This window comes from Streptococcus mitis (genome assembly GCF_000722765.2).
Lineage (GTDB): Bacteria > Bacillota > Bacilli > Lactobacillales > Streptococcaceae > Streptococcus > Streptococcus mitis_AQ.
Genome location: NZ_CP028415.1, coordinates 995122 through 1009155, shown reverse-complemented (window position 1 = coordinate 1009155; position 14034 = coordinate 995122). Strand labels below are relative to the sequence as shown.

Annotated in this window: 9 protein-coding genes; 7 read left to right on the top strand and 2 right to left on the bottom strand. The window is 38.2% G+C overall.

Annotated features, from left to right (window positions below; all coding sequences use genetic code 11):
- Nucleotides 1–77: 77 nt before the first annotated feature.
- The 6 genes from ccdA2 (at nucleotide 78) to SK637_RS05265 (ending at nucleotide 11025) form a co-directional block, all read left to right on the top strand.
- Complete coding sequence (ccdA2, locus tag SK637_RS05290) at nucleotides 78–785, top strand: thiol-disulfide oxidoreductase-associated membrane protein CcdA2 (protein ID WP_033688849.1); 708 nt, start codon at nucleotides 78–80, stop codon at nucleotides 783–785.
- A gap of 11 nt (nucleotides 786–796) precedes the next feature.
- On the top strand, nucleotides 797–1363 hold the full coding sequence (gene sdbB, locus SK637_RS05285; protein ID WP_033688848.1) for a thiol-disulfide oxidoreductase-associated lipoprotein SdbB: 567 nt from the start codon (nucleotides 797–799) through the stop codon (nucleotides 1361–1363).
- A gap of 125 nt (nucleotides 1364–1488) precedes the next feature.
- Nucleotides 1489–2880 carry an APC family permease gene (locus SK637_RS05280; RefSeq protein ID WP_033688847.1) on the top strand — a complete coding sequence of 464 codons (1392 nt, stop codon included), beginning with the start codon at nucleotides 1489–1491 and terminating at the stop codon, nucleotides 2878–2880.
- A gap of 295 nt (nucleotides 2881–3175) precedes the next feature.
- A complete protein-coding gene (gene adcAII / locus SK637_RS05275) occupies nucleotides 3176–4093 on the top strand; it encodes a zinc-binding lipoprotein AdcAII (protein ID WP_033688846.1) in 918 nt (305 codons plus the stop codon).
- 7 nt (nucleotides 4094–4100) lie between these two features.
- Nucleotides 4101–7193 carry a pneumococcal-type histidine triad protein gene (locus tag SK637_RS05270; RefSeq protein WP_033688845.1) on the top strand — a complete coding sequence of 1031 codons (3093 nt, stop codon included), beginning with the start codon at nucleotides 4101–4103 and terminating at the stop codon, nucleotides 7191–7193.
- 289 nt (nucleotides 7194–7482) lie between these two features.
- Nucleotides 7483–11025: a pneumococcal-type histidine triad protein gene (locus tag SK637_RS05265; RefSeq protein ID WP_033688844.1), complete on the top strand. Its 3543-nt coding sequence runs from the start codon at nucleotides 7483–7485 to the stop codon at nucleotides 11023–11025.
- 35 nt (nucleotides 11026–11060) lie between these two features.
- Here the strand turns inward: SK637_RS05265 and pepT are convergent, their stop codons facing one another.
- Nucleotides 11061–12284 carry a peptidase T gene (pepT, locus tag SK637_RS05260; protein ID WP_033688843.1) on the bottom strand — a complete coding sequence of 408 codons (1224 nt, stop codon included), beginning with the start codon at nucleotides 12282–12284 and terminating at the stop codon, nucleotides 11061–11063.
- 153 nt (nucleotides 12285–12437) lie between these two features.
- On the opposite strand from pepT, the gene hemH reads away from it, so the two are divergent.
- Nucleotides 12438–13532, top strand: coding sequence for a ferrochelatase (gene hemH, locus SK637_RS05255; protein ID WP_033688842.1), 1095 nt, complete (start codon nucleotides 12438–12440; stop codon nucleotides 13530–13532).
- A gap of 41 nt (nucleotides 13533–13573) precedes the next feature.
- Here hemH and mscL read toward each other — a convergent pair whose 3' ends face one another.
- On the bottom strand, nucleotides 13574–13954 hold the full coding sequence (gene mscL, locus SK637_RS05250; RefSeq protein ID WP_000910203.1) for a large conductance mechanosensitive channel protein MscL: 381 nt from the start codon (nucleotides 13952–13954) through the stop codon (nucleotides 13574–13576).
- Nucleotides 13955–14034 lie beyond the last annotated feature (80 nt).

The following is a 14034-nucleotide window of genomic DNA, read 5'->3' as shown; positions in this document are numbered from 1 at the left end:
TTGCGTAGCAGAAATCATACAAATGAAATTGATTATAGTAAAATAGGATTAGAATTATTAAGAAAGTTGGTTTTTTATTGGAAACGATAGTATTTTCAATCTCCGTTTTTTTAGCAGGGATCTTGTCCTTCTTTTCCCCTTGCATTTTTCCTCTGTTACCAGTTTATACTGGAATTTTGCTGGATGATCAGGAAAGCGCAAAAAGTTTTTCTTTGTTTGGGAGAAAGGTTCTCTGGTCAGGTTTGATTCGAACACTTTGCTTTATCGCAGGTATCTCTCTCATTTTCTTTATTCTAGGATTTGGTGCTGGTTACTTTGGTAATATTCTCTATGCCAATTGGTTTCGCTATACCATGGGAACAATTATTATCATTTTAGGCCTTCACCAAATGGAAATTTTTCATTTTAAGAAATTAGAGATCCAAAAAAGCTTTACTTTTAAGAAATCAGAAGCCAATCGTTATTGGTCAGCCTTTTTACTCGGTATTACTTTTAGCTTTGGTTGGACGCCTTGTATTGGTCCAGTTTTGAGTTCTGTTTTAGCGCTTGCGGCTTCTGGAGGAAATGGCGCTTGGCAAGGTGCTATCTATACCTTGATTTACACTCTAGGGATGGCCATTCCTTTCTTGCTCTTGGCCCTAGCTTCAGGAGTAGTGATGCCTTATTTTAGTAAAATTAAACGTCATATGATGCTACTGAAGAAAATTGGTGGTTTCCTCATTATTTTAATGGGAATTTTGTTACTATTAGGACAGGTAAATGTTCTAGCTGGAATTTTTGAATAAAGGAGAAAAAGATGAAAAAAGTAATGTTTGCTGGCTTAAGCCTCTTATCAGTAGTTGTATTGATGGCCTGTGGTGAGGAAGAGACTAAAAATACTCAAGCACCAGAACAATCCCCAAAACAACAGCAACAAACGACTGTACAACAAATTGCTGTTGGGAAAGAGGCTCCAGACTTTACCTTGCAATCTATGGATGGTAAAGAAGTTAAGTTATCTGATTATAAGGGTAAAAAAGTCTACTTGAAATTTTGGGCTTCATGGTGTGGTCCATGTAAGAAAAGTATGCCTGAGTTAATGAAATTAGCTGAAAAAGAAGATCGTGACTTTGAAATTCTTAGTGTCATTGCACCAGGAATTCAGGGTGAAAAAACTGTCGAGCAATTCCCACAATGGTTCCAAGAACAAGGATATAAAGATATCCCAGTTCTTTATGATACTAAAGCAACAACTTTCCAAGCTTATCAAATTCGAAGCATTCCTACAGAATACCTGATTGACAGTCAAGGAAAGATTGGAAAGATTCAATTTGGTGTTATCAGTAATGCGGATGCAGAAGCAGCCTTTAAAGAAATGAACTAGAATTGATAAAGAAAATCTGATTACAAAAGAGTAGTCAGATTTTTTTAGAAAAATATTTTATAAATATTCACAAATGTTCTATATTTATGGTAAAATAGAATCATCATTTTATTTTGGAGTCAAAGATGAATATATTTAGAACAAAGAATGTTAGTTTGGATAAAACGGAGATGCACAGGCATTTGAAATTATGGGATTTGATTTTGTTAGGTATCGGAGCCATGGTAGGGACAGGCGTCTTTACAATTACAGGTACTGCAGCCGCAACTCTAGCGGGTCCAGCCCTAGTGATTTCAATTGTCATTTCTGCCTTGTGTGTGGGATTATCAGCTCTCTTTTTTGCAGAGTTTGCTTCACGAGTACCCGCTACAGGAGGTGCCTACAGCTATCTCTATGCTATTTTAGGAGAATTCCCAGCTTGGTTGGCTGGTTGGTTAACCATGATGGAATTCATGACAGCCATATCAGGCGTAGCTTCGGGTTGGGCAGCTTATTTTAAAGGCTTGCTCTCTCAATACGGGATAGCCCTTCCTCAGGCTTTAAATGGTACCTTTAATCCTCAAGCAGGGACGTTTGTTGATTTATTACCTATTCTTGTATTGGCCTTAGTGACATCGCTTGTTTTACTCAATGCTAAAGCAGCTTTACGATTTAATTCTATTTTAGTTATTTTGAAATTTTCCGCTTTAGCTCTCTTTGTTTTAGTAGGAATTTGGCATATCAAGCTTGATAATTGGAGTAATTTTGCTCCCTATGGTTTTGGACAAATCTATGGCGCTAGTACTGGTATTATGGCTGGTGCATCCTTGATGTTCTTTGGTTTTTTGGGATTTGAATCCATCTCTATGGCCGTAGATGAGGTCAAGACTCCTCAAAAAAATATTCCTAGAGGAATTGTATTATCGCTTTCTATCGTAACCATTCTTTATGCCTTGGTAACGCTTGTCTTGACTGGTGTAGTTCACTATAGTCATCTAAATGTCGATGATGCCGTTGCCTTTGCTCTTCGTAGCCTTGGGATTAGTTGGGCAGCTAACTATGTGTCATTAGTGGCTATCTTAACCTTGATTACAGTTTGTATTTCGATGACCTATGCCCTATCGCGTATGATTTACAGTTTAGCACGTGACGGCTTAATGCCTGCTGTATTTAAAGAACTAACAAAGACAAGTAAGGTACCCAAAAATGCTACTATCTTGACAGGTCTAGCTTCAGCAGTAGCAGCAGGAATGTTCCCACTAGCTAGTATTGCAGCTTTCTTAAATATTTGTACCCTAGCCTACTTGATTATGCTAGCTTACGGCCTGATTCGCTTACGGAGAGAAAAGGGAATGCCCAAAGCAGGAGAATTTAAAACACCCCTGGTACCCTTATTACCGATTTTATCAATCATCATTTGTTTATCCTTTATGTTGCAGTATAACATGGAAACCTGGATTGCTTTCCTAGTTGCATTGTTAGTAGGAAGTCTTATTTACTTTACTTATGGTTATAAGCATTCTACCATAGAAGAATAATACTCTTCGAAAATCTCTTCAAACCACGTCAGCTTCGCCTTGCCGTATATATGTGACTGATTTTGTCAGTCTTATCTACAACCTCAAAACAGTGTTTTGAGCAACCTGCGGCTAGCTTACTAATTTGCTCTTTGATTTTCATTGAGTATATAAAGTGAGAATCTGTTGAGTTGTTGAAACTCAGCAGATTTTTATATGTGAAATAAATTTCAAATTTTTTCTAAAAATATCTTGACAGATTAAATTTTTAGGAGTAGAATGTTTACCAGTTAATTAAATAGTTAAGGGGTTGTATATGAAAAAACAAAGTTTATTTTTAGTCTTGTTAAGTATCTTTCTTTTGTGTTTAAGTGCTTGTGGGCAGAAGGAGAGCCAGTCAGGTAAAGGGATGAAAATTGTGACCAGTTTTTATCCTATCTATGCCATGGTCAAGGAAGTATCTGGTGACTTGAATGATGTTCGAATGATTCAGTCAAGTAGTGGGATTCATTCTTTTGAACCTTCAGCAAATGATATCGCAGCCATCTATGATGCAGATGTCTTTGTTTACCATTCGCATACGCTCGAATCATGGGCAGGAAGTCTGGATCCCAATCTAAAAAAGTCCAAAGTTAAGGTTTTAGAGGCTTCAGAGGGAATGACTTTAGACCGCGTCCCAGGGCTAGAAGATGTGGAAGCAGGGGATGGAGTTGATGAAAAAACGCTCTATGACCCTCACACTTGGCTAGATCCTGAAAAAGCTGGCGAAGAAGCTCAGATTATCGCTGATAAACTTTCAGAAGTGGATAGTGAACACAAAGAAACTTACCAGAAAAATGCGCAAGCCTTTATGAAAAAAGCTCAAGAATTGACTAAGAAATTCCAGCCTAAATTTGAAAAAGCGACTCAGAAAACATTTGTAACACAACATACAGCCTTTTCTTATCTAGCTAAGCGATTTGGACTCAATCAACTTGGTATTGCAGGTATCTCTCCTGAACAAGAACCAAGTCCACGACAACTAACAGAAATTCAGGAATTTGTTAAAACCTATAAGGTTAAAACGATCTTTACAGAAAGCAACGCTTCTTCAAAAGTAGCTGAAACTCTTGTTAAATCAACAGGTGTAGGTCTTAAAACTCTGAATCCTTTAGAGGCAGACCCACAAAATGACAAGACTTACCTAGAAAATCTTGAAGAAAATATGAGTGTTCTAGCAGAAGAATTGAAATGAGGAAAGAATGAAAATCAATAAAAAATATGTAGCAGGTTCAGTGGTAGTCCTTGCCCTAAGTGTTTGTTCCTATGAACTTGGTCGTTACCAAGCTGGTCACGTTAAGAAAGATTCTAATCGAGTTGCTTATATAGACGGTGATCAGGCTGGTCAAAAGGCAGAAAATTTGACACCAGATGAAGTCAGTAAGAGAGAGGGAATCAATGCAGAACAAATCGTTATCAAGATTACGGATCAAGGTTATGTGACCTCTCATGGAGATCATTATCATTACTATAATGGCAAGGTTCCTTATGATGCTATCATCAGTGAAGAACTGCTGATGAAAGATCCGAATTATCAGTTGAAGGATTCAGACATTGTCAATGAAATCAAGGGTGGCTATGTGATTAAGGTAGACGGGAAATACTATGTTTACCTTAAGGATGAGGCTCATGCGGACAATATTCGGACAAAAGAAGAGATTAAACGTCAGAAGCAGGAACACAGTAGTAATCATGGAGGCGCTTCTAACGATCAGGCGGTAGTTGCAGCCAGAGCTCAGGGTCGTTATACAACGGATGATGGGTATATCTTTAATGCATCTGATATCATAGAAGATACGGGTGATGCCTATATCGTTCCTCATGGCAATCACTTCCACTATATTCCGAAGAGTGACTTATCTGCCAGTGAATTAGCTGCTGCCCAAGCCTTCTTATCTGGAAAAGGTGGCCAATTAAGTACGGTTGAATATCGTTCAAGCAGAGCTGAAACAAGATCTATTGTGAGAACAAGTCAATCTGAGACCTCTCAAAATCCTGCAACAAATTCTGAGAGTCAAAATGAGGATTTAGCTAGTCTCCTTCAAGAATTGTACGCTTTGCCACTTAGCCAACGTCATGTGGAGTCTGATGGCTTGGTATTTGACCCAGCACAGATTACAAAACGTACTGCCAATGGTGTGGCAGTTCCTCACGGGGATCATTTCCATTTCATTCCTTATTCGCAAATGTCTGCTTTGGAAGAAAAATTGGCTCGAAATCTGCCAATTGGAGGTCAGCCAGTTCAAAGTCATGCTGACAATACGAAACAAAGCAGTACAGATAAACCAAGTTCAACACCAAGTTCACCGATTAAACCAAACTTTAATCTCAATACGCCTGCACCGAATCGAGGAACTGGAGGAGCCTATACAACGGATGATGGGTATGTCTTTAGTCCGACAGATGTGATTGAAGATACAGGTGATGCTTTTGTTGTACCGCATGGCAATCATTTCCACTATATTCCGAAGAGTGATTTGTCAGCAGGAGAATTGGCTGCTGCCCAAGCTTATTGGAATGGTAAACAGGGCTCACATTCTGCCACAAGCTCAAGTAAACCAAGTAGTGATAATGCTAAACCAGCCCAACCAAGTTTGACAGAGACTCCAAACCTGACTGTCACTCCAACTTATCATCAAGACCAAGGGGAAGATATCCCAACACTTTTAAGTGAATTGTATGCCAAACCTTTATCAGAACGCCATGTGGAATCGGATGGACTAGTCTTTGATCCGGCACAAATCATCAAACGTACAGCTAACGGTGTCGCAGTGCCTCACGGAGACCATTATCACTTTATTCCTTATTCACAAATGTCTGATTTAGAGCAGAAGATTGCTAGAATTATTCCGTTAAAAGGGCAAAATGGATTAAATCAAATTGCTACAGATATTAAACCTTTAGTATCAAAAGAAGTAGTTCATAAGTTCTTAGGACAACCAATCAAAGCTTACGGAAAAGGTTTAGATGGTAAACCTTATGATACGAGTGATGGATACATATTTACCAAAGATTCAATCGATTCTGTTGATAAATCAGGTGTTATTGCCAAACACGGAGATCATTTCCATTATATGGGATATGGTGAATTAGAACAATTCGAATTGGATGAAGTTGCTAAATGGATTCAAGAAACTGGTAAAAATCCAGATGACATCGTTTCTTTAGTTCACTCAGATGAGAAGGAAAGGCCAAAGTTTGATTATAAAAAAGTAACTAGTAAAGTTTCTAGAAATAGTAAAGTTGGTTATATAATTAATGAAGGTGGTAAAGATTATTTTTATTCACGTGAAGAACTCGATCTTACTCAAATAGCTTTTTCTGAGCAGGAACTAATGCTTAAAGATAAAGATACTTATCGTTATGATATTGCAGAAACAGAAATTAAACCAAGATTAGCTGTTGATGTCTCTAGCTTGCCTATGCATGCAGCCAATACTACGTATGATACTGGAACTTCCTTCATTATTCCGCATATCGACCACATTCACGTCGTACCTTATTCTTGGTTAAGTAGTGATCAAATTGCAACTATAAAATATGTAATGCAACATCCTGATGTGCGTCCTGAAGTTTGGTCAAAACCAGGTCATGATGATGCTGGATCTGTTATTGCTAATGTAACGCCTCTTGAAAAACGTCCTGGAATGCAGAACTGGCAAATTATCCATTCTGCGGAAGAAGTTCAGAAAGCACTTAAAGAAGGCAAGTTTGCAACTCCTGATGGATATATTTTTGATCCTCAGGATGTATTGGCAAAGGAAACCTATATTTGGGCAGATAAATCTTTCAGTATTCCAAAAGCTAGCGGTGATTCATTGAGAAGTATCAATCAGTCTGATTTATCAGAGAAAGAGTGGAAACAAGCTCAAGAGTTGATAGCTAAAAGAAATGAAGAAAAAGAAACAACAAATGCTGCTTCTAATTCAAATCTAGTTTCGATAGACAATAAAACAGAAACAAAGAAAGAAGAAGTTGATTCAGGTAAAGTTGATGAAAAACCAAAGGATAGCACACCTCAAAATGAGGCAGATACGCCTAGCAGCAATCCTTTAGTCGAAAAAGTTGGTGAAGAAGAAAAATCACATACAGAAAATAAAGAAGATGATTATGATGAGATACCAGATTATGGATTAGATAAGGATACTTTAAAAAATCATATAAACCAAATAGCACAAATTGCTCAAATTGATTCTAAATATCTTATTTTTTCATCAGAAGGAGTTCAGTTTTATAATAAGAATGGGGATTTAGTAACCTATGATATTAAAACTCTTAAGCAAATAAAACCTTAGAATATTTTGACTGATGATCATCTAGCTGAAAGGATATTGTTCTATTATTGGATAGAATAATGTCCTTTTATTTGTTAATAAAAAGATGAATTTTCTTGCTAAAAAATGAAAAAAGATTCTTAAAGTAATCATTTTATTATCTTTCACTAAAAATCTTGACAGATAAACTTAAAAAAGGTAAACTATTTACTGGTTAATTAAATGGTTAAATAACTAGTTTAGAAAAAATTGTTTAACCGAGAAAAAGAAGTTAAGAAAAAGCTTCATCATTTATTGAAATGAGGGATTTATGAAATTCAGTAAAAAGTATATTGCAGCCGGATCAGCTGTTATCGTATCCTTGAGTCTTTGCGCCTATGCGTTGAACCAGCATCGCTCGCATGAAAATAAGGACAATAATCGTGTCTCTTATGTGGATGGTAGCCAGTCAAGTCAGAAAACTGAAAACCTGACACCAGATCAGGTCAGTCAAAAAGAAGGAATTCAGGCTGAGCAAATTGTCATCAAAATTACAGATCAGGGCTATGTAACGTCACACGGTGATCACTATCATTACTATAATGGGAAAGTTCCTTATGATGCTCTCTTTAGTGAAGAACTCTTGATGAAGGATCCAAACTACCAACTTAAGGATGGAGATATTGTCAATGAGGTCAAGGGTGGCTATATCATCAAGGTCGATGGAAAATATTATGTCTACCTGAAAGATACTGCTCATGCTGATAATGTTCGAACGAAAGATGAAATCAACCGTCAAAAACAAGAACATGTCAAAGATAATGAGAAGGTCAGAGCTGATGTTGCTGTAGCAAGGTCTCAGGGACGCTATACGACAGATGATGGTTATGTCTTTAATCCAGCTGATATTATCGAAGATACTGGTGATGCTTATATCGTTCCTCACGGAGGTCACTACCATTATATTCCAAAAAGTGATTTGTCTGCTAGTGAATTAGCAGCAGCAAAAGCTCATTTAGCTGGTAAAAATACGCAACCAAGTCAGCTAAGCTATTCTTCAGCAGCTAGTGACAATAACACGCAATCTGTAGCACAAGGATTAACTAGCAAGCCAGAAAGCAAAGTTGAAAATCTCCAAAGTCTATTGAAAGAACTCTATGATTCACCTAGCGACAAACGTTACAGTGAGTCAGATGGTCTGGTCTTTGACCCTGCTAAGATTATCAGTCGTACACCAAATGGTGTTGCGATTCCGCATGGTGACCATTATCACTTTATTCCTTACAGCAAGCTCTCTCCTTTAGAAGAAAAGATTGCTAGAATGGTGCCTATCGGTGGAACTGATTCTACGGTCTCTACAAATGTAAAACATCATGAAGTAGCGTCTAGTCTAGGAAGTCTTCCAAGCAGTCCATCTACTTTGAATCATCCTTCCTTGCTTACAAATAAGGCTATCTCTTCAACATCTGATGGCTATATCTTTAATCCTAAAGATATTGTCGAAGAAACAGCCACAGCTTATATCGTCAGACATGGTGATCATTTCCATTACATTCCTAAGTCGAATCAAATTGGTCAACCGACTCTTCCAAATAATGGTCTAACAACACCTTCGCCATCTCTTCCAATCAATCCAGGAACTTCACATGAGGAACATGAAGAAGATGGGCACGGCTTTGATGCTAATCGTATTATTGCGGAAGACGAATCAGGCTTTATCATGAGTCACGGTGACCACAATCATTACTTCTTCAAGAAGGATTTGACTGCTGATCAAATCAAGGCAGCGCAAGACCACTTGAAAGGGGCAAATACAGCAACAGCAAATCCAGCTCAGGATGATCAAGATGACGATGAGCATGACCACCATCATGGGGAAGACCATGATCACGGTTTTGATGCAAATCGTGTCATCAGTGAGGATGAACAAGGCTTTGTCATGAGTCATGGTGACCACAATCATTACTTCTTCAAGAAGGATTTGACAGCAGAGCAAATTAAGGCAGCTCAGGATCATTTGAAAACACATCATGATGCAGAGCCTGTAAAACCTTTTGCTAAAACAGTAGAGTCTTTCTCAAGAGATGCTAGTGATGAAGAAAAGATTGCTTATATTTCGAAGACCTATGGTGTTCCACTTGAAGCGATTAGAATTTCAAACGGATTCTTTGTTTTTGGAAATCCAGACCAAGCCTACGATCCAACTCATATCCATCCCTATGCTGTTCGTAAGGAACATGTTCGACTTCCATTCCAAACTGGAAATCCAGAACTTGATTTCCTAAATGAACTCTATACCACTGCTTTGCGAGATGGTGTGTCTCCTTATAGTTTACAGGTAGAAAATGGTAGTTTTGTGATTCCTCATGGCGACCACAATCACTACATCAAGGTTCAAACGAAGGGCTATGAAGTGGCTTTGAAAAACAAGATTCCAGCCCTACAATCCAACTATCAACCTGGAGCTTTTGATGAGAAGGCAGTCTTGGAAAAAGTTGATCAACTTTTAGCTGATAGCAGAAGTATCTACAAAGACAAGCCTATCGAACAAAGACAGATTGAGTTAGCCTTAGGTCAGTTTACTGAAAACATGAAGAAACTGGCAACTAACTCTACAGCAGGTTATCTTGCAACACTTGATCTTTTTGATAAGCAATATATCCATATTGATGAAAGTGTCAAACCTGTTGAAACAAGCGCTCTAGATAAGAAATATCAGGTCTTGATTGATAAAATCAACACACTGGATACAGACACTTTTGGACTTCCTAAGAAAGACCTTCTCGTTCGACTCCAAGAAGCTAAATTGGCTAAAGATGAGGCTGCTTTAGTAGCGGTTGAATCACAACTTAAAGCTCTTCAAGACTTTAATGATCGAACAGGTGTTACAACTGTAGAATACATCAAGTACTTCTACGAACACGTAAATGACGGTCGTTTGAGTGATGAACTTCGAAACAAAGTAGCTCAGTTGACTTGGACCTTGTATCAATCTCAATCCTTCCTTAAGCCAGCAAAATTGAACAGATTATTCCCAAGTATCTATCAGGCAAAACAAGAAGTGGAAGAAGCCTTGAAATCCCAACCAACTACTGCTAAATCGACTCAGACAGTGCTAGATACTGAAAAAGTAGATAACCAAACTGCCAAGACAGCTATTTATGGCTTCTTGAAAGAATTGTACGGAGACTTTATGCCTGAAGAGCATGTCAATCATGTTAGCAAGGAAGAAGTAGAAAATCTCTTGAGCAAGGCAACTCAACTCTTAGAGCAAATCCAAGAAGAAGGAATCAGACAATCCTTGGCAGAAGAAGTAGAAAATCTCAAAGCTGCTACAAACAAGGCTGATGCAGACTTGGATGAAGTAAACAGTCAGGTGAAAGATATCTTGACTCGTATCGCTAGCGCTCTTCAACAAGAAAAGGAAAATGCTGAGCAAGATCCTCAGACACTTGTACTCTATCAAAAATTCTACGATATTCTCATGTCGCTTCATGCTTATTTAGAAAACAACAAGGGTTCTGATGCCGACTTTGATAAGGTGGATGCTCTACTAGATCAACTTTCTGCTAAGAGTAAAGATAAAGCTGCTTTACTTGAATTGACAAAAGCTATTCTAGTCTTGAATCAAGAAATCAAGTCAAAATCAAGCGCAAGTGAAGAAGCAACTCCAGCAACAAACGCCGAGGCAAATGGTGATAAGACAAGTCCCGAAACTGAAACATCAGCAACTGCAGAATCTAACAGTGAAACTGCCAGCGACGAAAACAAACCGAGCAACGCAACAGATTCTAAACCTGCTGAACCAGCGTCAGAAAAGGAAACAAAAGAATCTACAACAAGTACTGGAAATCAAGAAAAACCAGCAGAATAAACAGAAAGGCGAAGTAGCTGAGCTACCTCGTCTTTTTAGTCTTTATAAGCTACGATACCAATGATGGTATCAACTGCACGTTCCATGGTCTGAAGGCTGACGTATTCAAAACGTCCATGCATGTTCTCGCCACCAGCAAAGATATTGGGAGTTGGGATTCCCATAAAGGAAATCTTAGAGCCATCTGTCCCTCCACGGATTGGTTCGATAATAGGAGTGATCCCCAAATCTTCCATAACGGCTTTAGCAATGGTAATTGGAGTCATATCTTTTTCAATGACTTCTTTCATATTGTAGTACTGGTCTGTCAAGTAGAGAGTGACACGGTCGCTACCAAGTTCTTGATTCATCTTATCAGTGATAGACTGCATAGCTGCTTTACGAGCTTCAAAGGCATCCTTTTCAAAATCACGAATGATGTAGCTTGCACGCGCTTCCTCAACGCTTCCAGCCACATCCATAAGATGATAGAAACCTTGGTAGCCATCCGTTAACTCAGGTCGATCATTCTCTGGAAGTTGATTATGAAAATCAATTGCTAGCTGAAGAGCGTTGACCATTTGCCCTTTGGCAGTACCAGGGTGGACATTGCGTCCTTGGAAATGCAATTCAGCACCAGCTGCTGAGAAGGTCTCGTACTGAAGTTCACCTAGTGGACCACCATCAACAGTGTAGGCAAAATCAACATCAAAATCTTCTGCATCAAATTTATTAGCACCAACACCGATTTCTTCATCTGGACCAAAACCAACACGAATCTCACAGTGTTTGATTTCAGGATGGGCAGTCAGATATTCAATGGCAGTCATAATCTCAGCAATTCCTGACTTGTCATCAGCACCTAGCAAGGTTGTTCCATCTGTTGTGATGAGCGTTTGTCCTGGATATTTTTCAAGACTCTTGAAGTCGGCTGGATCCAGTTTGAAACCAGAATTTCCAAGTTCAATCACACCACCATCATAGTTTTCAATTACCTGAGGATTAACTCCTTCGGCATTAAAATCAGCAGTATCCATGTGGGAGATGAAGCCAATCTTACGTGTTAAAGATGGATCATTGGCTGGCAAAGTTCCAATAGCAAAACCATTTGGTAGATAATAAACATTTTGTAATCCAACACGTTTCATTTCAGGAATTAGGACATTTGTCGCGAAGTCAACCTGACTCTGCGTACTTGGAGTAGTAGTAGAGTATTCATCAGAGCGCGTGTTGACCTTAACGTAGGTTAAGAAGCGGTCCAAGAGATTTGGGTAAGTCATAAAAAACTCCTTTTGAATTCATTTTTTCCATTGTATCATAGAAAGAAGAGAAAAACAAAAGACAGAAGTTAGGGAAATTCTCTATGTTAGCGTTTACTTATCAGTGGATTCATGATAAAATGAAATTGATAAAAACATCACAAGGAAGTAGTTATGAAAAAAGCAATTTTAATGATGACCTTCGGTTCGCCAGAAGAGATTACCTTTGAAGGTGTGGCTGATTTTTTCACAAATATTCGTCGTGGAGTGAGACCTCAAGACCATGAAATTCAAACACTCTATGATAATTATGTACGAATTGGAGGCACGCCTCTGCAAAAAATTACCCGTGAAGAGGTTGGCTTGGTAGAAGCTAGGCTGAGGAATGAATACAGTGTTTATTTTGCTAATAAGTTTTCAAGACCTTTTATACCAGATGTGATAGGTCAGATGGAAGCAGACGGAATCGAGCAGTGTATTTGCTTGATTTTGGAGCCTCATTATTCTTTTTACTCTGTCATGGGATACGAGAAATTTTTAGAAAGCAAACAAATTAAATTTTTAGTTATTAAGGACTGGTATCAGGAAGAAGCGCTCTTAAACTATTGGGCAGATGAAATTGCTAAGATTTTAAAAGAAGAAGTAAAGCAGGATAGCTTTAAAGTCATCTTTTCAGCTCATAGTGTACCCATTTTTGCCTTGGATTTTGGTGACCCTTATATCGACCAAATTTTTGAAAATAGCAAGTTAGTCGCTGAAAAACTAGGTTTGAGTTCCGAGCAATATACAAATACCTGGCAAAGCGAGAGTGATATTGGGATTCCATGGATTAAGCCAGATGTTTTGGAATATCTCAAAGAACAGACAGAACATCCTGATCATTATATTTTTGTACCAATCAGCTTTATCAGTGAGCACATTGAAGTCTTGTTTGACAATGATGTGGAATGTTATGACTTGTGTCAGGAATTAGGTGTGAACTACCATCGTCCACCAATGCCAAATACGGATTCTCGTTTGATTGATGCCTTGGTTAATACCGTCAGAGCTAATGAACATCAAGAGTTTAAGGAATTTCTCCCAGAAGAAGAAACCTTTGATGAATTAGTCCCTTCGGATGAAACTAAAAATATCTTGGCCGAATCGGAAGATTTACAAATGCCGGAATTTGTGAAAAAACTGATTGAGAAAAAAGGTCGTGAAAATGTTAAGATGCCTTATCTTATTAAAAAAATGCTTGAGAAAGCAGGCAAGTTACCGAAAGAGTAAAGAAAAAAGGATTTAGCTTTGCGCTAGATCCTTTTAATAGATTATTTTTTCTCAAGAAGGGCTTTGATTTCTTGAAGTACTTCCAACTCAGTTGGACCAGCTGGAGCTTCTTCAGCAGCTTCTTCTTTCTTAGTAAGGCTTTGAGCTTTTTCAATTCCTTTGATAACGAAGAAGAGAACAGTACCGATAACTAGGAAGTTGATAACAGCACTCAAGAATTTACCATATGTAACACCATTCCAAGCAAGCTCAGCGATGTTTTGTACTTTCGCAGCTTCCAAGGCTGGATTCAAAATAAGTGGAGTGATGATATCGTTAACAAGTGATGTAACGATTGCACCAAAAGCAGAGGCAATGATCACACCGACAGCAAGGTCAACAACATTACCACGAAGCAAAAATGCTTTAAGATCTTTTAACATTTTCATCTTTCCTTTCAAAAATTTTTACTCCTAATTATATATTAATTAAGAAGTTCTGGCAAGCTATATGCTTAAATTTT

Coding starts and splice junctions, on each gene's coding strand:
- SK637_RS05270 (WP_033688845.1), top strand. CDS start 4,101: ATGAAAATCAATAAAAAATATGTAGCAGGTTCAGTGGTAGTCCTTGCC.
- hemH (WP_033688842.1), top strand. CDS start 12,438: ATGAAAAAAGCAATTTTAATGATGACCTTCGGTTCGCCAGAAGAGATT.
- mscL (WP_000910203.1), bottom strand. CDS start 13,954: ATGTTAAAAGATCTTAAAGCATTTTTGCTTCGTGGTAATGTTGTTGAC.
- pepT (WP_033688843.1), bottom strand. CDS start 12,284: ATGACTTACCCAAATCTCTTGGACCGCTTCTTAACCTACGTTAAGGTC.
- SK637_RS05265 (WP_033688844.1), top strand. CDS start 7,483: ATGAAATTCAGTAAAAAGTATATTGCAGCCGGATCAGCTGTTATCGTA.
- SK637_RS05280 (WP_033688847.1), top strand. CDS start 1,489: ATGAATATATTTAGAACAAAGAATGTTAGTTTGGATAAAACGGAGATG.
- sdbB (WP_033688848.1), top strand. CDS start 797: ATGAAAAAAGTAATGTTTGCTGGCTTAAGCCTCTTATCAGTAGTTGTA.
- adcAII (WP_033688846.1), top strand. CDS start 3,176: ATGAAAAAACAAAGTTTATTTTTAGTCTTGTTAAGTATCTTTCTTTTG.